Annotated in this window: 14 protein-coding genes; 11 read left to right on the top strand and 3 right to left on the bottom strand. The window is 50.9% G+C overall.

The window, feature by feature from the left end:
• Positions 1-40: 40 nt before the first annotated feature.
• Genes PGL01S_RS14165 through PGL01S_RS14155 form a run of 3 tightly spaced genes read right to left on the bottom strand, consistent with a single transcriptional unit; the run spans position 41 to position 4,346 of the window.
• Positions 41-994 carry a sugar ABC transporter substrate-binding protein gene (locus PGL01S_RS14165; protein ID WP_127495261.1) on the bottom strand — a complete coding sequence of 318 codons (954 nt, stop codon included), beginning with the start codon at positions 992-994 and terminating at the stop codon, positions 41-43.
• Positions 991-2,538, bottom strand: coding sequence for a response regulator (locus PGL01S_RS14160; RefSeq protein WP_164775465.1), 1,548 nt, complete (start codon positions 2,536-2,538; stop codon positions 991-993). Before PGL01S_RS14160 ends, PGL01S_RS14165 begins: the two co-directional genes overlap by 4 nt.
• Before the next feature lie 14 nt (positions 2,539-2,552).
• On the bottom strand, positions 2,553-4,346 hold the full coding sequence (locus tag PGL01S_RS14155) for a sensor histidine kinase (RefSeq protein ID WP_127495259.1): 1,794 nt from the start codon (positions 4,344-4,346) through the stop codon (positions 2,553-2,555).
• 247 nt (positions 4,347-4,593) lie between these two features.
• Here PGL01S_RS14155 and PGL01S_RS14150 point away from each other — a divergent pair, with 247 nt between their 5' ends.
• The 11 genes from PGL01S_RS14150 to PGL01S_RS14100 all read left to right on the top strand — a co-directional run bounded on the left by PGL01S_RS14150 (position 4,594) and on the right by PGL01S_RS14100 (position 22,605).
• Positions 4,594-5,655, top strand: a complete 1,062-nt coding sequence (locus PGL01S_RS14150; RefSeq protein WP_174806564.1) for an ABC transporter substrate-binding protein — start codon at positions 4,594-4,596, stop codon at positions 5,653-5,655.
• Positions 5,656-5,730: 75 nt separating this feature from the next.
• A complete protein-coding gene (locus tag PGL01S_RS14145) occupies positions 5,731-7,236 on the top strand; it encodes a sugar ABC transporter ATP-binding protein (protein ID WP_127495258.1) in 1,506 nt (501 codons plus the stop codon).
• A gap of 4 nt (positions 7,237-7,240) precedes the next feature.
• Positions 7,241-8,281, top strand: a complete 1,041-nt coding sequence (locus PGL01S_RS14140; protein WP_127495257.1) for an ABC transporter permease — start codon at positions 7,241-7,243, stop codon at positions 8,279-8,281.
• Complete coding sequence (gene yjfF / locus PGL01S_RS14135; protein ID WP_127495256.1) at positions 8,274-9,236, top strand: galactofuranose ABC transporter, permease protein YjfF; 963 nt, start codon at positions 8,274-8,276, stop codon at positions 9,234-9,236. Before PGL01S_RS14140 ends, yjfF begins: the two co-directional genes overlap by 8 nt.
• A 29-nt stretch (positions 9,237-9,265) precedes the next feature.
• Complete coding sequence (locus PGL01S_RS14130) at positions 9,266-10,315, top strand: ABC transporter substrate-binding protein (protein ID WP_127495255.1); 1,050 nt, start codon at positions 9,266-9,268, stop codon at positions 10,313-10,315.
• A gap of 148 nt (positions 10,316-10,463) precedes the next feature.
• The gene (locus tag PGL01S_RS14125; protein WP_164775464.1) at positions 10,464-11,270 is read left to right on the top strand and encodes a class I SAM-dependent methyltransferase; all 807 of its coding nucleotides are present in this window, start codon (positions 10,464-10,466) and stop codon (positions 11,268-11,270) included.
• 5 nt (positions 11,271-11,275) lie between these two features.
• A complete protein-coding gene (locus PGL01S_RS14120; RefSeq protein WP_164775463.1) occupies positions 11,276-11,731 on the top strand; it encodes a GyrI-like domain-containing protein in 456 nt (151 codons plus the stop codon).
• A gap of 148 nt (positions 11,732-11,879) precedes the next feature.
• Positions 11,880-12,380 carry an LURP-one-related family protein gene (locus PGL01S_RS14115; protein WP_127495252.1) on the top strand — a complete coding sequence of 167 codons (501 nt, stop codon included), beginning with the start codon at positions 11,880-11,882 and terminating at the stop codon, positions 12,378-12,380.
• 295 nt (positions 12,381-12,675) lie between these two features.
• Positions 12,676-14,721, top strand: a complete 2,046-nt coding sequence (locus PGL01S_RS14110; protein WP_164775462.1) for a cadherin-like beta sandwich domain-containing protein — start codon at positions 12,676-12,678, stop codon at positions 14,719-14,721.
• A gap of 203 nt (positions 14,722-14,924) precedes the next feature.
• Entirely contained in the window at positions 14,925-17,339 is a 2,415-nt protein-coding gene (locus PGL01S_RS14105; RefSeq protein WP_127495250.1) for a beta propeller repeat protein, read from the top strand.
• 340 nt (positions 17,340-17,679) lie between these two features.
• Positions 17,680-22,605: an S-layer homology domain-containing protein gene (locus PGL01S_RS14100; protein WP_244935590.1), complete on the top strand. Its 4,926-nt coding sequence runs from the start codon at positions 17,680-17,682 to the stop codon at positions 22,603-22,605.
• The last annotated feature ends 20 nt before the right edge of the window (positions 22,606-22,625 follow it).

Below are 22,625 nucleotides of genomic sequence, written 5' to 3'. Positions count from 1 at the left end.
ATGGCGAACTCCAATGGAGTTCGCCATCTTCATTTGAGCGTTACTTCAATTGGTCTGCGCTAAGCTCGGTGATCCCCGTATTCAGCATGGAATCTACCTTCTCTCCTTTGCTTGCCCGGAGTAGGGTTTCCACAATCGTTCGACCCCAAATCGTCTCGTTCTGAGAGATGACGGCAGCAAGCTGGCCATTAATCAAGGCATCTTTGTTTGTGGAGGTAATGCCCATTGATATGGCCAGCCGGTTCAACCCTTTTGCCTTCCAGATCAAAGTAGATGCGGAAGCGGAGATATAGTCGAGACCTACCATGGCATCAAAGTGGGGATGAGCGTCAATCATGGTCTCGATATCGCTCATCGCTTGCTCCTCGCTGCCTTTATTATGATGAACCTCCAGCACGTCTATGGACGATTCCTGGGCCAGATAATCGAGAAAGCCCTCCAGCCGCTGCTGCATTCCCAGCATTTCCTCCATGCCGTTCTCCACAATGATCATGCCTTTATGGCCAAGAAGGCGGCTGACCGTCATGGCGCTTTGACGCCCGGTCATAAAGTTGTCTGCCCCGATAAAAGCGGTGCGATTGCTGCCCGGCGCATCCGATTCGAAGGTAACGACGGGAATTCCGGTTGCCTCTGCTTTATTTATGACGGGAGCAAGCGCCGCGGAATCGACGGGGGATATGGCTATTCCGTCAATTCCTTGCTTGATCATCGATTCCATAATGCGGATTTGCTGCTCGGTGTTCGCTTCATCCGGCGCATTAACGATTAAAGCCACGTTGTTGTTCGCAGCGGTTTCGTTAGCGTCAAGCGTAATAAGCTCATAAGTAGGATAAGTCATCGGATAAATAATGCCGAAGGTTTTATCCTTGGCAAAGCTGCCGTTTGGCGATGGGGAGCCTTGAGCAGAAGATAACGACTGCTCTCCTGTCCCATTGTTGGAACAACCGGCAAGCAGCAAGGTAAAAATCATAAACAAGCGCGTCAGCCGTCTCATGCCGTCTCATCCTTTTCTCCTTGATTGCGGTATTCCTTGGGTGTCATGCCCGTCATTTTTTTAAATAGATTGGAGAAATAATGAGGATCATTATAGCCCACCTCAAAAGCAATCTCGAAAGACTTGCTGCGGGTCGTCTTAAGAAGCTCCATCGCTTTGCCGATTCGGATCTGCGTCAAATATTCGGTAAGGGTCTGACCGGTTTCCTGGCTGAAAACTTTGCTTAGATGGCTAGGGCTGATCCTCACATGGGCAGCCATGATCTTGAGCGATAATTGTTCATTATTGTAGTGGGATTGAATGTAATCCTTCGCTTGCTTGATAACGTCGCCGTATTTGTCCGAGGATTCCGACCGCCACTGCCAGAGCTCTTGCAGCAAGCCATTCAAATAAGAGCAGCACTCTTCCCAAGAAGCTATTTTTTTAATTTCCTGCTGAAGCCGGGGGGCGCTGCAGCCCGGATCCGCACCGGTACGGAAGGTTTGCTTCGCGCAGCGCAGCGCCTCCAGGGTGAGGTCGTTGAACAGATAGAAGCTGTAGCTGCTTTTAAAAGGAAGAGCTTTTAACGGTGCCGCAAACTCCCTAACAAAAGAATCCCGCTCTGCGGGTACGCCAATCTTCGCAAACTCGAGGAACTGACTGCGGTTAATGACGATATTCATTGGCTCATGAATATCGTGAAGCGACGCCTGGTTAAGCCGGGTAAGCCGGCTAATATATTTGTCTTCTTCCGCCTCCAGGCAAGAAATATGAATGCCGTGTATACGCTCTTGAAGACTGCCCATTCCGGCGTAAATTTCGCAGTCGAACAGCTGCTCGAGCTGTAACCGGATATCGGAGTTGAATGTCTGGATAAAGCCCGTCAGGCTTTCCGCGGAATTGCTCTTGAAGATATAGACGAGCTCAGTCTTGCTCCGGTAATACGATAAGCATTCGATCGGTTGTTCAAGCCGCCGATCTAGTTCGTTCCTGACGCTGGTCAAGAGCTGCTGGTCGGCAGAATCAGCCGGCCTGACATCCAGAACAGCGGCGGCATAGAAGCGGGAGGATAGGGAGAGATTCAACTCCTTAGCGGATTCAATCGCTTCCGAAGTGCTTATTAAACCGCCGCAGAGGTCAGCGAGCAGCCTTTCCTTCGTAATGGCTTGGCCTTTGAGCCGTTTCTGCTCTTCATCTATCTTGACGCTGACCTTCCGGAGAAGCTCAATCAGCTCGGCGGCGCTAACCGGTTTCAGACAGTAGTCTTCGACACCAAGGCGAATCGCATTTTGGGCATAACGGAATTCATCGTGGCCGCTCATAATAATAACTTTGATATGAGGCAGTTGTTTCCGGACAATGGCCGTTAATTCAAGACCGTCCATAAACGGCATCTTGATGTCGGTAATCAGAATGTCGGGCTGCTGCTCCTCGATAAGCGGTAAAGCTATTTCTCCGTCCGGTGCGTCGCCGCAGTAGACAAAGCCTTCCTTCGTCCAGTCGACGCAGCTCCGGATATTTTCGCGGATCAATATTTCATCGTCAACGATCATCACTTTTTTCATCGTTATGACCATCCTTATTTTTTTGGAATGCGAATTGAAATCTTGCTGCCTTCCCGGTATACGCTTTCAATCTCAACCCCATACCGCTGGCCGAAATACAACCGGATTCGTTGATGCACGTTTTGCAGGCCAAAGCCGCCTTCCTGATCATCCTGCTTAACGGCAAGAGAATCGACAGGCAGCTCGAGTTCCTCCCGCAGCTCGGCAAGCCGCTCCGGGGTTATCCCAATCCCGTTATCCTCGACCGTAAGAACCAGATCCCGATCCTCCACATGTCCGCTGATGATGATCAATCCTTGGCCGCGCTTGTTTTTGATGCCGTGATAAATGGCGTTCTCGATCAAAGGCTGAAGACTCATCTTCAGAATAGGGTAGACCTGCAGCTCGGGATCCACCTTAATCTCGTACTGCAAAATGTCATGATATCTCATCTGCTGGATGACCAGGTAAGTATGGGCATGCTCCAGCTCCGTCTTGACGGAGATCCAGTCCCGGCCTTTGTTCAAGCTTAACCGGAAAAACCGGGCTAAAGCCTTGACAAGCTTGATAACGCTTTCCTTTTTCTCCGCTTCCGCCATCCATATAATCGAGTCCAAGGTATTGTACAGAAAATGGGGGTTAATCTGGGCTTGAAGGGTCCGCAGCTCCGCCATCTGCTTCTGTTCCTGCTCCCGCCGGTTTTTCTCCATCAGGCTTTTGATCTCTTCAATCATCCGGTTAAAGCTGTTACCCAAATCGGCAATTTCATCGGTCCCGCTGGGCGTGACCTTCGCATCGAGGTACCCGCCGGACGCTTTGCGCATTTTGTTCATCAGAATTTGTATCGGGTGGGTCAGGCGGTTCGTCAGGAAGAAATACAGCGTTAAAGCAAAGACCGCGCTAAGCGCAACACTGACAATAATGAGCTGACGGATGCCGTTCGCTTCGGCGATAATTTCTTGAAACGGCACGACGCCGACAATTTTCCAACCGGTTATTTGAGAGGTGCTGTACACGATGAATTGAGGCTTTGCTTTGGTGGAGAGAACAAAGCTGTCGCTTGCCGCGGTCATCGGTTCCTGATCGATTTGTTCCAGAATAGCTGGTGAGGCCGCAGGGGACTGAGGCTGGAACACGGTTGTTCCGTACCGGTCGTTAATATAGAAGAAGCCGGTTTTGCCGATGACGGTATTTTTGAGAAAATCGTCAATCATCGCTTCATTGAGGTCAATGACGATAAAACCAATCACCTCATGGGTAATCCTTTGCTTGATTGCCGCAATAATGGACAAGGCATTCTGCCCGGGGTAGGTGAACCCGTCAAGGCGATTGGAATCGGACGAGGATGATTCCGGAATTCGCAGGACCGCATCGGGATATTGCGTCAAATATTGAAAATACGGATTGCGAAGTGGATTTCGGTCAAGCTGGAAGACGCCTTTCCGTTCGCTGATACCTTTCCCGTAAAAATTAACCATCGATATGTTCAGCACTTTGTCGTACTTATAGGTTTCGCGGTAGAACTTGAACGTCTGCAGGATCGATTTGGCTTCCTGATACGTCTCCGATTGCGAATAAAGAAATTGCAGCACCTGCGGATCTTTCCCCATCTCGAGAATCCTCTCGGTATCCCCGAACAAAATATCCATATTGCGGGCTAATTGATCCGCGACAAGCTGGGTTGAGGCTTTACTATGGTCGGAGACCGTGTTGTACGATTTCTGATAGGAGATGAGACCAACCACCAGTAATGGAACCGCGGTAAGAATAATAAACATGCTCAGCAATTTGGCCCTAAGGCTCGACGTAATCCATTTGATGAGCTTCATTGGCTGCTCTCTCCAATTGAGGATGAAATTTGATTTTTTTCATTATAGCATGAAACTTTAAGCTTTTAAGAGATTCGCGGTATAGTGCACCTTTTGCGAAAAAAATTACACTTTACGCTCTCGATTTCCGGGAAGTTGCCAAAAGGATTCAACGATTCTCCAAACGGACTCCATATTTCCGTTGCACGCAACGGTTCTATACTTGAATCACGCCAGGCATGGTGAACGAAAAGGGAGGATTAACCTGATGAAGTTAAAGAAAAGATGGGGACTTGCGGTAACGCTTGCTGTCATGGTGTCTATTGTAACCGCTTGCGGAGGCAACGGGGGCAGCAACGGGAACAACTCGAACAATACGGCAAACGCAACAAATAAGCCGGCCGAGACGGCTGCGGCCCAAGAAACGGCCAGCGGCTCGGGAGACGGCGATAAGAAAATTACGCTTGGCTTCTCGCAGGTAGGGGCGGAGAGCGGATGGCGTACGGCTAATACGAAGTCGATCCAGGAATCGGCGAAAGAAGCCGGGTTCGATCTGAAGTTCTCGGACGCCCAGCAGAAGCAGGAAAATCAGATTAAAGCGATCCGTTCCTTCATTCAGCAAAAGGTTGATGTTATCGCCTTCTCCCCGGTAGTGGAATCGGGTTGGGATACGGTGCTGAAGGAAGCAAAGGATGCCGGTATCCCGGTCATTCTGACAGACCGTGCGGTAGATTCGGCCGACACGTCACTGTATAAGACCTTTATCGGCTCGGACTTTATTGAAGAAGGCAAGAAAGCCGGTCAATGGCTGGTCGATCAATACAAAGATACGCAGGAAGATGTCAATATCGTCGAGCTGCAGGGAACAACAGGCTCCGCTCCGGCGAACGACCGCAAGGCAGGCTTCCAGGACACGATCGCTTCGAATCCCAAGCTCAAAATTATCGCTTCCCAGACCGGCGACTTCACTCGTGCCAAAGGGAAGGAAGTTATGCAGGCTTTCCTGAAGGCGCATAAAGACATTGATGTTCTCTACGCGCATAACGACGACATGGCTTTAGGGGCTATTCAAGCGATTGAAGCCGCAGGTCTTGTGCCGGGCAAAGACATTATCATTATTTCGGTAGACGCGGTCAAAGACGGGATGCAAGCCGCGGCAGACGGCAAGATCAACTTTATCGTGGAATGCAATCCACTGCTTGGACCTCAGTTGATGGAAGCTGCTCAAGCGGTTGTAGACGGCAAAGAAATTGAAACGCGTATCGTAACGAACGAAACGACCTTCACATCCGAGCAGGCGAAGGAAGCTTTGCCGAGCCGCCAGTACTAATAAAAAGAATGAAAAGCCGCCTGGAGCACCAGATTGCCGCTGGGCGGCTTTTTCTCTTGGAAAGGAGAGAGCAGCATGCAGGCACCTATTCTTCAAATGACCGGAATCACCAAACGCTTCCCCGGCGTAAAGGCCTTGTCCAATGTGGATTTCCGGCTGTTCCCCGGCGAGGTTCACGCGCTGATGGGAGAGAACGGAGCAGGCAAATCGACCCTCATTAAGGTGTTAACCGGTGTCTACTCTATCGATGAAGGTACGGTTACCATCGAAAATCAGGCTGTCTCGATTGGCGGGCCGTTAGAGGCGCAGAAAGCCGGGATCAGCACTGTCTATCAGGAAGTGAATCTATGTCCGAACCTGACAGTTGCCGAAAATATTTATATTGGGAGGGAGCCAAGGAAATTCGGCAGAATCCTATGGAACAAGATGAACAAGGAAGCCGCACGGCTTCTGAAGGAACGGCTGAATCTGAGCATCGACGTTACGCTGCCGCTTCATGCTTATTCCGTCGCTGTCCAACAGCTTATTGCGATTGCCAGGGCGCTCAGCATTTCGGCGAAAGTGCTTATTCTCGACGAACCCACCTCCAGTCTGGATCAAAATGAGGTACATCAGCTGTTCAGCATTATGCGAAAGTTGAAAAACGACGGATTGGCTATATTGTTCGTTACCCATTTTCTCGATCAGGTCTATGAAATGTCTGACCGGATTACCGTTCTACGCAATGGAGAGCTGGAAGGCGAGTACCTGGCAGCGGGACTGCCGCGCATCGAGCTTGTTCTGAAGATGATCGGCAAGGATCTTAAGCTGCTGGAAGAGCTGCCGAAGCTGTCTGAAGAGGCAGGTGCCGCCGCGGGGAGTATCATGATTACCGCATCCGAGCTTGGCCGAAAAGGGGCGATTAACCCGTTTGATCTTGAGATCCGGAAGGGAGAGGTAGTTGGATTAGCAGGCCTGCTGGGCTCCGGCCGGACGGAGATGGCAAGACTGCTCTTTGGCGTAGACCGGCCGGATCAAGGGAAGCTGCTTGCCGGGGAATCCGGCAGTCCGGTGAAATCGCCAAGAAGCGCTATCGAGCTGGGCATTGCTTACTGCTCGGAGAACCGGAAGACCGAGGGTATTATAGACGATCTGACTGTCCGTGAAAATATTATACTCGCGCTGCAGGCAGCAAGAGGCTGGCTCCGGCCGATCTCCCGCAAGAAACAGGATGAAATCGCAGACCAGTATATCAAGATGCTGAACATTAATCCTCCAAACCCCGAACACTTGATTAAGAACCTGAGCGGGGGCAATCAGCAGAAGGCACTGCTTGCCCGTTGGCTGCTGACGGAACCCGAGCTGTTGATCCTGGATGAACCAACGAGAGGAATCGATATTGGGGCCAAGGCGGAGATCCAGAAGCTGGTTCTTTCGCTTGCGAAGCAGGGAATGTCGGTTCTCTTTATTTCTTCGGAGCTGGAAGAGGTCATCCGCGTCAGCGACCGCGTGGCAGTATTGCGGGACCGCTCCAAAGTCAAGGAGCTTGGCGGCGGCGAACTGAACCAGCAGCAAATTATGCAAGCGATGGCAGGGGGATAAGGCTATGGGAGGCAAAATGCACCGTCATCATTTGTTCTGGCCGTTGGTTGTGCTTGGGGCATTGCTATTGTTTAATCTCATCTATTCACCGGATTTCTTCTCTCTAGCGGTCCGGGGCGGCAACTTATACGGCAGCTTGATTGATATTCTTAATTTTGGAGCTCCTCTTATCCTGGTTTCCATCGGAATGACCATTGTCATTGCAACGGGCGGAATCGACCTCTCCGTTGGTTCCATTGTGGCGATTTCCGGCGCTATGGCTTGTCTGACAATAAGCAAAGGCACGGATCCAAGCTCCGTCTTGCTCGTAATTGGGGCGGTATTGGCATCCATCGCGCTGTCTATCGTGCTTGGCATGTGGAATGGCGCGCTTGTTACGGTCACGCGTATTCAGCCTATTATTGCGACTCTTATCTTAATGGTTGCCGGGCGTGGTATTGCGCAGTTAATTACCAGCGGGCAAATTATAACCGTATCCAATTCGAACTACGAATATATCGGCGCGGGTTCGCTTGCTTCCTTGCCGTTTTCTATCTTTATCGTTGCGGCCGTGCTGTTGATTGCCTCGCTGCTGACACGAAGAACAGCCATCGGTTTGTTTATTGAATCCGTCGGCAGCAATCCGGAGGCTAGCCGGCTTGCGGGTCTTCGCTCCAGAACCGTGATTCTGACTGTCTATGTGTTCTGCGGCTTATGCGCGGGAATAGCAGGGCTGATTCTAAGCTCGAACGTCTCCAGCGCGGATGGGAACAACGCCGGACTATGGTATGAGCTGGATGCCATTTTAGCAGTCGTGATCGGCGGGACCTCTCTGAATGGCGGACGGTTTTATTTGATGGGAACGGTTATTGGCGCATTGATCATCCAGACCTTGACCACCACGATCTATATGATTGGCGTTCCGCCCGAGATTACGCTTGTCGTCAAGGCTTTTGTCGTGCTTGCCGTATGCCTCATTCAATCCGAGGCGTTCCGCAAGACGTTGATTACCCGCTGGAAGAAGAGGAATTACCCTGCAGAACAGGAGGTTACCCGCCATGCTTAACCGCAAATACGTTCCGATCCTTGTGACCTTTGGCTTGCTAGCGGTCATGTTCGCCGCGGGCTCATTTCGCTACACCGGATTTTTCTCCGCACAGGTTCTATATAATCTGCTCATCGATAATTCGTTTCTTATCATAACGGCCGTAGGGATGACCTTCGTCATCATTTCCGGCGGCATCGATTTGTCGGTCGGCTCCGTTATTGCCCTCACTACGATGATTTGCGCCACATTGGTAGAGCGGCACGGCTGGTCACCGGTCGTTGTTATTCCGATGGTTCTTATCTTTGGAGCTTTATTCGGGACATTGCTAGGGGCCATTATTCATTATTTCAAAATCCAGCCGTTTATCGTTACTCTTGCGGGAATGTTCCTCGCCAGAGGGATCTGTTACATCATCAGCATTGATACGATTACGGTGACAAACGGCTTTTTTACCAAGGCAGCCCAAACCAAGGTACCGCTTCCCGGAGGCAATATATCCATTAACGTAATCATTGCGTTGGTGATTGTTCTAGCCGCTATCTATCTTGCGCATTATACGAGATTTGGCCGCAATGTGTATGCGATTGGGGGAAGCGAGCAATCCGCGCTCCTAATGGGGCTGCCGGTGGCCAGAACGAAAATATTAGTCTATACGTTCAGCGGCTTCTGCTCGGCGCTCGCGGGAGTCGTGTTCACCTTCTATATGCTATCCGGATACGGATTGCATGCCATGGGACTGGAGCTTGATACGATTGCGGCCGTTGTTATAGGCGGAACGCTGCTTACCGGCGGTGTCGGTTACGTCGCGGGAACCTTGATCGGCGTATTGATACAAGGGGTTATCCAAACTATAATAAGCTTCGAAGGAACGCTAAGCTCCTGGTGGACAAAGATTGTGATCGGGTTGTTACTGTTTGTGTTTATCCTCTTCCAGAGACTGCTCAGTGACCGGAGGGTCACGTTAAAGACATAAGTTATTCCTTTCAAGGGGGTGGGGCAGGCATGAAGAAGCTAATCTATTTGTTATTTGGTTTGGTCCTAATCTTACTGCTTCAAAGCTGCACTTCCCGGGTGGAAGCACCCGCCCCCGTGCCGGCCTTAGACAGTGAAGCACCGCCAGCCATAAGCGAATGGCTGAAGAGCTCAGCCTCGAACGTAAATCCCGGGAAAACGATAACTCTCGGCTTCTCCCAATTGGGAAGCGAAAGCGCATGGCGCCTCGCCAATACGGCCTCAGTCCAGGATGCGGCTGCCGAGTCGGGTATCCGGTTAATTATGAGTAATGCCGAGCAGTCCCAGTCCAAGCAATTCGAAGCCATCCGCTCTTTTATTGAAATGAAGGTCGATGTTATCGCCATCGCGCCAGTCGTGGAATCCGGCTGGGAGGATATCCTTCTGGAGATCAAGCAGGCCGGGATTCCGGTTGTCATCTTGGATCGCTCGGTTGACGTAAAGGATTCGTCGCTATTTGTCACAACGATTGGCTCTAACCTTTATGAAGAAGGGGTGAGGGCGGGAAAATATCTTCTTGATCTCATGCGCAGCCAGCCTGGCCCGATCCGGATAGCGGAGCTGCAGGGAACCAAAGGCTCTACGCCTTCCATTCAGCGGGGAGAAGGATTCCGCAGCATTATAAAGGCTAGAAAAGATATGGTCATTACGCAAAGCGCTCCCGCCGACTTTACGGAAGAGAAGGGCAGGGAGGTGATGCGCACCTTCCTGGAGGTGCCGGAAGACGAGCGTCCGCAAGTATTATTCGCTCATAATGACGATATGGCTCTTGGCGCCATTGAATCGATTGAGGAAGCAGGCCTTAGACCCGGAGTCGATATTATCGTCATTTCGGTCGACGGCTCCCGAAAGGCGCTGCAGCAGCTTGCGGCAGGCAAGCTGAACGCGGTGGTGGAGTGCAATCCGCTGCTTGGGCCTCAGCTGATGCAGACGGCCAAGGAGATTATGGCCGGAAGGACGCTTCCTAAGCGGATGGTCCCGCCCGAGGATGTCTTTACGCAGGAGAGAGCGGCGCAGGAAATAAGCAAACGTAAATTCTAGCATATAGGGATTATTAGACAGAAATCCGCTCAAGGCGGATTTTTTTCTTTTTGCCAAGTACCTTCTCGTATATAATAGATCTGGTTATCTTTGGAAGTTTAGCTTTGGAAGTTTCTCGAAGCCGTCTATCATGAGAGGAGAGGTTGGTTTGCAGGAACGGTTAGTGAAGGCAAACAAAATGGCGTGGGAGACGAAGGCTTATGAAGCTTGGGTTCGGCAATACGGTACTCCCGCTGAATTAGCCGAGACGTTAAGGCAGACGGGCAGCCATAATCTGCGTTATTGGCTGAAGTACATAGGAGATCCGTCGGGGAAGCGGGTGCTTAATCTGCTGGGTTCGCATGGCAGAAAAGCGATCGCGCTTGCCATGCAGGGAGCAGAGGTTACAGTCGTGGATTTATCGGCGGAAAATCAGAGGTATGCGCTGGATGTTGCGGCTGCGGCCAAAGTTAAGCTGAATTATATCTGTTCGGATGCCCTGTCTATTCCGGATGAGGAAGAGCTGGGACAATTCGATATCGTTCTGATGGAGTTTGGCGTCCTGCATTACTTCTCCGATCTTCATGCGATCTTTGATGTTGTCCGCCGGAGGCTGAGAGCGAACGGAAGATTTCTGCTGACGGATTTTCATCCTTTTGCAAGGGCCTGGGTAACCTCGAGAAATCTTACTGAGCCAAGCGGCAATTACTTCGAAAAAGGGATTAAGGAAGGCGAGGTTGCCTTCGCCAAGCTACTGCCGGAGGAAGAGAGAGAAGGTCTTGGCAAAGTGCTCGCCTGCAGCTGGACGGTTGGCGATATTTTGTCGGCGGCCGGAGCTTCAGGCTTATTTATTCGGGCCTTTGAAGAAATTCCGAGTTCCAAGAGCCCGAATGTTCCCGAATTCTATACGCTAGTTGCCGACAAGATCGATACCGCTTTGGCGCCGCTTTATCCAAATTTAAATGAGGAGAAGTGATTCGCGTGACCAATAAGCAATTGGAGCAGGTCGAGATTGTTACACTGGAAGAGAAGCATTTTGTTGGAGTGGCGGTTACGAATGCATTCAGGCGCGTAAATCCGAAAAGCATCCAGGAGGTCAATGAGCTTTTTCTGTCCAGAATAAAAGAGATTCCGAACGTGATCAATGCGGACAGCTATGTTTGCCCTCATTTTGCCAATGATTTTCTGTTCACTTATATATACTGCATGGAAGTATCCCGAATCGACGAGGTTCCGGAAGGCATGCTCGGCTTTTCCGTTCCAGGCCAGAGCTATGCGAAGGTAAGGTCAAGCGAAAAGGATCCATATGCGTTAATCAAGGCGGCCCTGGAAGCGATGAACGTTAAAAACAATACGAGATCTCTAGCGCTTGAAGTATTCCGTTTCGGTGAAGAACAGCATGTTCGCAATGCGGATGTGTATGTTCCCATTTTGTAAGAAGACAGCCGGGGACGGCAGCCTTCTTTTTGCTGATATTCACCCATAAAGCGTCGGATATGCGGGAATAATGAAACATTTTGACTTGTACCGGCGTTATACATAACATAAAAAGGAATAGTCACGGCATGCGAAAGGGGCGACTGAATTGCAATTGTATTTTCGTGAGAATTTTTGGAATGCCGGTGTGACGGAGATTTTAAACGAGCAGGAGCAGCAAGTCGGGCAGCTCGATATGAGAAGCGCTTTTAGCTCTACCATCGATATCTACGGTGCGAACGGTGAACTGCTCTATAACGGGAGGTTCCCCTTCTTCTCGGGCAAGTGGGAGGTCAACGGAGCGGATGGTGAGGAAGCGGGAGTGCTTAGAAGCAGGCTGTCGTTTTTCACGAAAAAATATTCCTATGAAACGATCGGCCGCGGCGATTACGAGATTATTTCGCCGGCCTTCTCGAGAGAATACGATGTAATAGATGAATCCGATAACATTGTCGCCCAATTCAAACAAGTTAACGGTTGGTTTTCATCCGATGCTTTCGTGCTTGACAATCAATGCGAATTTCTGGATTCCTACGAGCTTATTGCCGTCATTATCGGCATGCATGCCATGCAGAAGGCCGCGAGCAACGCGGGAACCGCAGGGACATAATTATAAAATAGAAGACGCTCCAATCTGGGGCGTCTTTTCTTTATTTATCTCTATCCATATATCTATCTTTGTCTTATAATTTGGTAGAATTATGTCGAATATCTTATACATAAAGGAATGATCCAACATGCCGTTTAGAAAAATAATGACTATTTTATTGATTATCTGTCTCCTGCTGCCAACCTCAATTAGACAGGCTTCTGCGGCAGGAAGTGATGTCAATGTCCTAGCGTTGTCGGCGGGAGGAGAGTTATATCCTGAGTTCTCAAATGATGTGTCCGACTATGATCTATACATGGATAGAAGCTCGAATCCCAACTCCTATATTGGCATAAGGGTAAGCGATGACCAGACGAAACTGGAATACCGGGTAAACAGCGGAACTTGGAATCTGATTGGAAATTGGACTTCGAGCGGTAATTTATTCATGAACCCGGGGTTGAACCTTATTGAGGCGAGAATCACCTCCGCCGATCAAACGGCCACCCGCATAATCAGTATCCATGTACATAGGCCACAGCCAAATGATTCTACCGTGAGGAAATTAACCGTATCGGAAGGGAGTTTATCGCCGGGCTTTGATTCCGCTAATACAAGCTACACTGTGAATGTTCCGTATACGACTTCATCTATTGCTTTTACGCCAACACTTACGGACGGAGATGCTTCAGCGACAATAAACGGGCTAGCTGCGATAAGCGATCATGCAAGCGATGCCATTAATCTGGCTGTCGGCAGCAACAGCATTCCCGTCATGGTGACGTCGCAAGATGGTAGTACGGTAACAGCCTACACGATTAACGTCATCCGTGCAGCGGCAAGCACAAATGCGGATCTATCGCAACTGAATTTATCTGCGGCTTCTATTCTTCCGTTATTCTCAAGCGGGACAATCTCCTATTCCGCCGAGGTTGCCAACAGCGTATCTTCTACAACCGTAACGCCAACCTCTGCGGAAGCGCACGCTACGATTAAAGTGAGCATTAACGGCGGAACCGATGAATCGGTTACTAGCGGAACAGCAAGCACGAATTTGCCTCTCTCTGCAGGTGACAACCTCATTAAAGTCCAAGTTACCGCACAGGATGGCAGCACCGTAAAAACCTATAGCATCAGCCTCCATCGCAGAAGCTCGAATGCGGATTTATCCGCCTTGAGCTTATCGGCCGGAAGTCTGGCTCCGTCTTTTGACAGCGCAACGACGGACTACGAGGTTGTGATGCCAAGCACGGTGTCCGGCTTGACCTTCAAGCCTAAGCTCGCGGATTCCTCAGCCAAGGTAGAGTGGCAATCCGGCAGCGGCTCCTATACCAGCCTAGCCGATAACACGGACAGCCCTGAGATCCCGCTGCAGGATGGATTAAATACATTGCATATCAAAGTTACAGCGGATGACGGCAATGCGAAAACCTATACCATTCGCGTCGAGCGGCAAAGCAGCAATGCCAAACTCAGCAGCTTGACGTTATCTGCGGGGACATTAAACCCAGCATTTGACGAAAATACTTTCGCCTATAACACAAGCGTTGATTATACCGTTGATTCCATTACCTTAAAGCCGGTTGTCGCCGAAAGTCATGCTACAACGGAAATGAGCTTGAATCAAGGTGCGTATACTAGTCTCGCAAGCGGGGTAAACAGCGTTCCGCTTAGCTTAAATCAGGGCAGCAATACGATACAAATTAGGGTGACCGCCCAAAACGGGGCAGAACAAATCTATTTGGTCATTCTCAACCGAGGATATGCGCCAACTTCGCCTCCTCCGACTGTAACGCCGGATTCTCCCACGAAGCCCGTCAGCTTTAACGATATTGCAGGGCATTGGGCAGAGAAGCTGATTGTTGACGGAGCCGGGCAGGGCTGGATAAGCGGTTTTCCGGACGGAAGCTTCCGCCCGGATCAAACCGTGACCCGTCAGGAGTTTTCCGTTATCGTAACTAACGCATTAGGCCTGAAGCCGGATACGCAAGCCGGCAGCCATACCTTCTCGGATCAATCGGAGATTGCGCCATTTGCGAAAGATGCCGTAAATCTTGCTTATCAGAAGGGTATGATTAAAGGGTATGAGGACGGAAGCTTCCATCCGAATGCGGAAATTAGCCGAATGGAAATGGCGACAATTCTCATGCGTACAGTTGGAAAGCAGGCCGTAACGGCTTCTACCGGTTTTGCGGATGATAGTCTCATTCCTTCATGGGCGAAGCCGCTTGTAGCGGCTGCTTACGATGCCGGAATCGTTAACGGACGAAGCACTAATCGATTTATGCCTTTGGCTTCGGCAACGCGAGCAGAGGCTGTAACAATGGTGCTTCATTTGCTCGATTACAACAAATCGCATTAAATTGGAAAGCTTCTTCGAATGCTTCGTTTCGGAGAAGCTTTTTTGATGCAATCAGCCATATGCAACCACTAATTTTGAACTGAATTTACATATAAAACCAAGGGTATCCATGGAAATTGCTTTCGTTGTACGATAACAGCGGCACATAAGAAAGCGTTTTCAATCAATGTGCTAAACTAAACTTTAACAGAGGAGAAGGTGTAATGAAGAGAAAGGTTGCAGGTATCATCGCTGTTATCGCGCTAACGGCCAGTTTGTTCGGCAATGGGGTTATGGCCTCATCCGGCAGCAAGTCGCAAGGCTATGACTGGGGGAGAGTAAAGACGGTTGGCGGAGGATTTGTCCCCGGAATCATCTACAATCCTTCCGAGAAAGATCTTGTTTATGTCAGAACGGACATTGGGGGAGCCTACCGCTGGGACAAGAAGACGAATACCTGGAAGCAGCTGCTTGATTGGGTCGGCTATGACAATTGGAATATGGCCGGCGTGGAAAGCCTTGCAACCGATCCGGTAGATCCGAACCGGGTGTATATTGCCGCTGGCACTTATTCGAATGACTTTACAGATCAGAACGGGGTTATGCTGCGCTCCAACGATAAAGGGGAGACTTGGAAGAAAACCGTTCTGCCGTTCAAATTCGGAGGCAATATGCCGGGCCGTTCGATGGGCGAACGTCTTGCGATTGATCCGAACAATAACAGCGTAGTGTATTTTGGAGCGCGCAACGGCAACGGGTTGTGGCGAAGCACCGATTACGGCGCGACTTGGAACAAAGTCACTTCTTTTACGGCGGAGCAGAACGTAAAGGATTATTATGGCGGAGAGGTAGGGCCGGTATGGATTGCCTTTGATGCAACAACCGGGAAAAAGGCTGATGCAAAGCATAAGAAATCGGCGCAAACAACGAAGACGATTTACGTGGGAGTTGCAGACACGGAGCAAAGCATTTACAAAAGTACGGACGGCGGCGCTACCTGGCAACCGGTTGCCGGACAGCCGCATGAAGGCTTTGTTCCTCATCATGGCGTACTCACGGCTGACGGGAAGCTGTATATTACGTATAACAGCGCGATTGGCCCTTACGACGGTCCGGCCTGGAACGGAACGAAAGCCGGTTCGGTCTGGAAACTCGATACGAAAAGCGGGGCGTGGACGGATATCAGTCCGGCTGTCATTGCGCCAACCGATGCCAGCGGAGTCCCTTCCTATCCGTTTGGAGGGCTTGCGGTAGATCCTTCCAATCCGAATACGGTGATGGTCGCAACAATGAATATGTGGTGGCCGGATGAGCATATTTTCCGAAGCACGGATGGCGGAGCGACCTGGACGTCCTTCTGGACGATGGGGGAAGGCTATTCGAGGGTGAATAAGTATGATCTGGATTACTCGCAATCCCCATGGCTGGATTGGGGTAGAACGTCGAGTCCGACCGATGTCGAGCAAAATCCGAAGCTTGGCTGGATGATTGGCGATCTCGAGATTGACCCGTTTAATCCGGACCGGCTTCTGTACGGAACAGGCGCTACTCTATTTGCTGCGGATCATTTGACGGCATTGGACCGCAATAACGGCGATAAGGTGAAGGTATCCGTTCATGCCGAAGGAATTGAAGAAACGGCTGTTCTCGGTCTGATCAGCCCTCCGGACGGAGCGCATCTGATCAGCGCAATGGGCGACATTGGCGGCTTCCGGCATGAAGAATTGGACAAAGCGCCAACCATGATTACGAATCCTTACTTTGGCACAAGCACGGACCTGGATTATGCCGAGTTGAATCCGAACTTAATCGTTCGCGTAGGCAATGCGGAGAATAAAGATGCCCGGTTAGGCCTCTCCACGGATAACGGTGTGACCTGGACACCTGCTTCCAACGCGTGGACAGATACAGACGGGGATAAAACGCAAGGCGGAACGGTTGCTCTTAGCGCCAACGGAAATACGATTGTATGGGCTCCGAAAAGCGCTTCGGCAGACCAAAGCAGACCGGTAAGCTACTCGAATGATCATGGCCAGACATGGACAGCTTCGGCCGGCATTCCGGAGGGAGCTACGGTATCCTCCGACCGAGTAAACTCCTCCAAATTTTATGCTTATGCGGACGGGGCTTTCTATGTAAGCAAGGATAGCGGGGCAAACTTCGTTAAATCCGTCAAAGCGGTTAACCTGCCATCAAAGCTGAATAGCAAGTTTAAAGCGGTTCCTGGCGTTGAAGGCGATATTTGGCTGGTTGCGGCGAAGGATAATACGAACACGCAAAGCGAATACGGCATTTTCCATTCTACCGATTCGGGTGCCACCTTTACGAAGTTGAAAAATGTGCAGGAATCGGCGATGATCGGCTTTGGCAAGGCTGCACCGGGTCAATCGTATATGGCGATATATATGAATGGGCGTATCAACGGCAAGTTTGGATTCTACCGGTCGGATGATGCGGGCCGCAGCTGGATTCGGATCAATGATGATCTCCATCAATATGCGAATGCGACGCAAGCCATTACCGGCGATCCGCGCGTATACGGGCGCGTGTATATCGGTACTAACGGTTTTGGCATCGTGCGGGGAGATATCGCAGCCAACAAACCGAAGCCGGGGAATAGCGGACCAAAAGAAAGATAAACGAGGGTAGACGATCAACACCCGGTACGGGATGTACCGGGTGTTTTATTAACGTTATTTGAAATCGATTTCAAAAGATATCACATATCGCACAATCGGTTTTTATATATTTAACGCCATAAAACGGCACTTTTTGTATGAAAGCGGTTAATTTCTTTTTATCAACTTATTGAAATCGATTTCAATTGATGATATTATCCAATTCAGGTAAGCAACAAGACATACATCCAGGGGATCCATGCAAGGAACAGGGGGTGCAACAAGGCTTATTTATTAAACGGGTAATAGGAAAAGCAGTACTCAGCATGGCAGAGAAACTTTCTTGAGAGGGGCTTGAAGCATGGGAGCAAGTATGTGGAAACGAATGGCCGCGCAGACACTGGTCGCCGGTCTTGTTGTCTCGAGCTTTACCGGCATTGCGTTGCCGGCAGTATCGGCAGCTGCCGCTGATCCGGTAAACGTATGGATGACAACCGGTGACAAGAGCAATCTGATCGCCAAGCAGCCGGATGTCGCATTCGAATCGAACGGCGCGCCGGCAGAGCTGACGATAGACGTAGACGAGAATACGAAATACCAGACGATTGACGGCTTCGGTGGCGCTCTAACCGATTCTTCGGCGTATGTCATTTCTCAAATGGATAATCAGGCGAAAGACGCTTTGATGAATAAGCTGTTCAGCCGTGAAGGCGACGGCGTTGGGTTCAGTTATATGCGGCTGCCGATGGGCGCAAGCGATTTTGCAACCAGCATTTATACGTATGACGATATGCCTCCGGGAGAGACGGATCCGAATCTGGAGCATTTCTCAGTTGCTCATGACAGCGCATACATTATTCCGTTCCTTAAGCAAGCGCTGCAAATTAACCCGGATCTGAAAATTATGGGCACGCCTTGGAGCGCGCCGGGTTGGATGAAAACAACGGACTCATCAGTAAAAGGGAAGCTGAAAGAGGAATATTACGGGGTTTACGCGCAATACTTCGTCAAATTTATTGAAACCTATGAAGCGGAAGGAATTCCGATTGACGCCGTTACGCTTCAGAATGAACCGCATTTCGAACCGGCCGATTACCCGGGGATGAGAATGGAGCCGGCGGATCAAGCGAAGTTCGTGAAGGATTACCTGGGGCCAGCGTTTGAAGCGGCTAAGATCGATACCAAAATTGTGGTCTGGGATCATAACTGGAGTGAGCCGGACTACCCGATCGAGGTTCTGAACGACCCGGATGCGAAGAAGTATATTGCCGGTTCCGCCTTCCACGGCTATTCGGGCAATGTCAGCGCACAGTCGCTTGTTCATGACCAGCATCCGGACAAAGACATTTATTTCACGGAAAGCTCGGGCGGTGAATTCGCGCCTGATTTTGCAGGCAACGTGCAGTGGGATGCTCAGAATCTCATCATCGGCGCTACCCGCAACTGGGCTCGCACATCGCTCAAATGGAATATTGCGCTTGACGAGAATCACGGTCCGTATGTAGGGGGCTGTTCGGACTGCCGCGGTATAGTTACGGTTAACAGCGGCACGGATGAAGTCAAGTACAACGAAGAGTTCTATGCTTTTGGCCAGGCAAGCAAATTTGTTCTGCCGGGAGCGCAGCGGATCAAGTCCAATACGTTTGGCGCGGGCAGCATCGAGGATGTTGCATTTGTCAATAAGGACGGCTCCAAAGTACTGGTAGCCCTGAACTCGTCGAAGCAGCCGAAGGACTTCAAAGTACGCTGGGGATCCAAAAGCTTCGCTTATACGCTTCCCGCCGGTGCCGTAGCCAGCTTTGTATGGAACGGAACACAGGACAGCGCGGCTGCAATCAGCCCGTATGCTGCCCTGCAGGCCGAGGATTACAGTGAAATGAACGGCGTGACAACGGCAGTAACTACCGACGCCGGCGGCGGCAAAGCTGTCGGTACAACGATGGATGGCAGCTACATCGCATTTGATAACGTTGAATTCCTGAATGGCACGGCAAGCGTGAAGGTCAGAGCGCAATCGCAAGGCGACAGCGGCATCGAGTTCCGCCTTGACCGTCCGGACGGCGAGTATGTCGGCGGCGTGGATCTCACGGATACAAACGGGGCATGGATTACAAAAGCCGCCCAAGCGGAATCCGTATCCGGCAAGCATAAGTTGTATGTCGTTTTCCGCGGCAAAGCCAATCTGAACTGGTTCCAGTTCTCTTATGATTTCGTGCAAAGCAGCTATAACTATTTGAGCATTGGCGGCAGCTTTGAAGAAGGCGGACTTGCCGGATGGAATGGCTGGACGCCCGAAGGCCAAGCATCCGCTCAAAAGGCGGACAGGGATAATCCAAGAAGCGGCTCTTATAAGCTTACTCATTATTTAGGCGGCAGCACGCCTTATGAACAGACCACATTCCGCACGGTGAAAGTTCCTAACGGTACGTATAAAGCTTCCGTCTGGTATCAAAAGGGCGGCGATACGAACGTAAGCCTGGAAGCGAAGAAATACGGCGGCGCCGATCTGAGCGTTGCGGCGGCAACTACGGCTTATGTGGGATCGTGGACGCAAATCGTTATTCCGGAAATTCAAGTGACGAACGGACAAGTGGAGTTGGGTATCCATTCCCGCAATAAAGGCGGCGAATGGGCTGCATTCGACGATGTGGAATTGATTCCGGTTATTGCAAAAGCTCCATCGGCAGCACAAGGAACGAGCGCTCCGGGGACACCGCAAGGAGTCGGCGCTGAGCTATCAGGCGGACATAATATCAAGCTGTCCTGGACAGCGGTCGCAGATGTGGACGGCTATAAAATCTACCGTTCTACCACGGATTCGGAAACTACGGCAAACGGAGTATATCCGGATTACCGGCTGATTGGACTCGCGGCCGGAAATGCGACCGGTTATGCGGATCAAGGGCTTCGAGGCAGTACGGCTTATTCCTACCGCGTTACGGCGTTTAACGCTAACGGCGAATCTGCGGCAAGCTCTTCCGTAAACACAACAACAGTGGCGGGCTCGGATTCCGTGGCACCTTCGGCACCGGTTGGCCTGACGGCGGAGCCGGGAATCGAACAGGTTAAATTGGCTTGGGAACCAAACGTCGAGACCGATTTCCTGAAGTACAACATTTATGTCAACGGCTTTAAACGGGCATCGGTTGATCCTGCTCCGTCTTCCGTCTATACGGTGACCAACCTGAAAGCGGGCACGCGTTATACCTTTACGGTGAAGGCGGTAGACCAAGCAGGCAACGAATCGGCGGCTAGCAATGCGGTCACCGAGACACCTGCGGTGGCAAGCGTTCTGGTACCTTTCCCAGATAACAATCTCGATTTCGAAACAACCGACAGCAATGGCAAAGCAACCCTTTCTCCATGGCAGGAATGGCATCCGGGTACGCAGTCGAATGCTTCGTCCATCGACAATGATAACCCGCGCGGCAAATATAAAATGACCCATTGGTCCGGTTCGGCTTACCAGCAATCGAACTATCAGACGCTAACCGTTCCGAACGGCGTGTATAAGGTTCAAGTGTGGGTAAGAACGGGAGGCGGACAAAACAAGTTCCAGCTCGAGGTATCGGGCTACGGCGAGAATGCGCCGCAGCTGACGAAAGACATGAGGGGCGCAAGCGGCAGCGTCTACACTCCGTTTGCGATCGACCGTATTGAGGTGACCAACGGCAAGCTGCAAATCGGCGTTTTCTCCGATGCAAAAGCGGGCAACTGGGCGGCTATCGACGATTTCGAAGTGTACCGTTATCCGGATGCTACCGTCGGCGTAACAAGCGTAACGCTCAATAAGGCTGAGCTTGCTCTCGATCTGACCAATACCAAGACGGACACGCTCACCGCAACGATTCAACCAGGCAACGCGGAGAACCATAACCTGTACTGGTGCAGCAGCAATACTTCGGTTGCAACGGTAACGGATGGCGTGGTAACGGCAAAAGGAACAGGTACGGCCGAAATAACCGTGACAACGGAAGACGGCGGCTTTACGGCAACTGCAACCGTAACCGTTACAAGCGGCAGCTCGACAACAACGCCTTCCACTGGCGGAGACGCAACGACCGGTCCTGTCGTCACGACTTCGGGAACTGGATCTACGATCAGCGGCTTTACGGCAGCAACGGAAACCGCTCCTAACGGAGAGCCGGCGTCCGTTGTGAAGGTGGATGCAGCTATTCTGGCAAACGCAGCTCAAGGCGGCAAAGCGGATTCCATTACAATCGATTTGACGGATCTGAAAGGGCAAGGCAATCTGCAGGCAGAATTCCCTGTTTCTACGCTTGCCGAGCTTCTGAAGAACAACAAGTCTTTGACGATCACGGTCAAAACTGGCCTGGGAACGTATGAGCTTCCTTTGCAGGCTTTGCTAAACAGCTCCGTAACAAACGGACAACAGCTTCGCGTGGCAATCAGCGCGGTATCCGATGCGGTTAAGCATGCAGGCGAACTGGCTTTGCAGCAGCAAAACGGTTCATTGGTTGGAGCTCCCGTTCAATTTAACGTATGGGTAGGCAGCCATTCGAATTGGCAAGAGGTTAAGAATTTTGGGAAGCAGTACGTAACCCGCACGATTCCGCTTGGCAAACCTGCCTCGAAGCCAACCGCTGCTGTTGTAATCGGTTCGGACGGCTCTGTAACTCCGGTGCCAACGACATTTGTTACCGATGCAAACGGTAACGTGACCGCGATTATTCGCACGAATCATAACAGCGTCTATGCGGTATTGGCCATAAACAAATCGTTTGCCGATACGAGAGGGCATTGGGCCGAAAAAGAGATTAGCGCTCTTGCTTCAAGCTTGATTCTGAACGGTGAAACCGCCGATCGATTTGCTCCTGAGCAGCAGTTGACCCGTGCGGAGTGGGTGGCGATGCTGACGCGAGCTCTTGGCTTGACAGCAGGCAACCCGGCAAACAGCTTTAAGGATGTAACCGCAAATGCCTGGTATGCTAACGCGGTAGCGGCAGCAACGGAAGCGGGTATCATTCAAGGCTTTACGGATGGAACGTTCCGTCCGAATGACAAAATTACAAGACAGCAGCTTGCCGTAACCGCGGCTAATGTCCTTGCCTTTGTCGGCAAGTCGCAAGCTGCCGGCGCAGATCAGCTTGCGGCCTTGAAGGATGGCAGCGAAATTGCAGCTTGGGCAGCTGACGCGGCGGCACAATCGCTGAAATCCGGATTGATTAAAGGGACGCCGGAAGGCTACTATTACCCGGATAAAACAGCAACGCGCGCGGAAGCAGCAACGATTCTGTACAGACTGATTTCAACGGTTCAAGGTTAATAAACAGCAAAGCCGGCTAC

It is taken from the genome of Paenibacillus glycanilyticus NBRC 16618 (assembly GCF_004000805.1).
GTDB classification, from domain to species: Bacteria; Bacillota; Bacilli; order Paenibacillales; family Paenibacillaceae; genus Pristimantibacillus; species Pristimantibacillus glycanilyticus.
The sequence above is the reverse complement of the archived record's forward strand: the minus strand, read 5'-3'. Positions and strand labels throughout refer to the sequence as shown.

Excerpts from the sequence above, each read along its gene's own strand:
- PGL01S_RS14140 (WP_127495257.1), top strand. The coding sequence starts at position 7,241 with ATGGGAGGCAAAATGCACCGTCATCATTTGTTCTGGCCGTTGGTTGTG.
- PGL01S_RS14130 (WP_127495255.1), top strand. The coding sequence starts at position 9,266 with ATGAAGAAGCTAATCTATTTGTTATTTGGTTTGGTCCTAATCTTACTG.
- PGL01S_RS14165 (WP_127495261.1), bottom strand. The coding sequence starts at position 994 with ATGAGACGGCTGACGCGCTTGTTTATGATTTTTACCTTGCTGCTTGCC.
- PGL01S_RS14145 (WP_127495258.1), top strand. The coding sequence starts at position 5,731 with ATGCAGGCACCTATTCTTCAAATGACCGGAATCACCAAACGCTTCCCC.
- PGL01S_RS14160 (WP_164775465.1), bottom strand. The coding sequence starts at position 2,538 with ATGAAAAAAGTGATGATCGTTGACGATGAAATATTGATCCGCGAAAAT.
- PGL01S_RS14100 (WP_244935590.1), top strand. The coding sequence starts at position 17,680 with ATGGGAGCAAGTATGTGGAAACGAATGGCCGCGCAGACACTGGTCGCC.
- PGL01S_RS14150 (WP_174806564.1), top strand. The coding sequence starts at position 4,594 with ATGAAGTTAAAGAAAAGATGGGGACTTGCGGTAACGCTTGCTGTCATG.
- yjfF (WP_127495256.1), top strand. The coding sequence starts at position 8,274 with ATGCTTAACCGCAAATACGTTCCGATCCTTGTGACCTTTGGCTTGCTA.
- PGL01S_RS14155 (WP_127495259.1), bottom strand. The coding sequence starts at position 4,346 with ATGAAGCTCATCAAATGGATTACGTCGAGCCTTAGGGCCAAATTGCTG.
- PGL01S_RS14105 (WP_127495250.1), top strand. The coding sequence starts at position 14,925 with ATGAAGAGAAAGGTTGCAGGTATCATCGCTGTTATCGCGCTAACGGCC.
- PGL01S_RS14110 (WP_164775462.1), top strand. The coding sequence starts at position 12,676 with ATGGATAGAAGCTCGAATCCCAACTCCTATATTGGCATAAGGGTAAGC.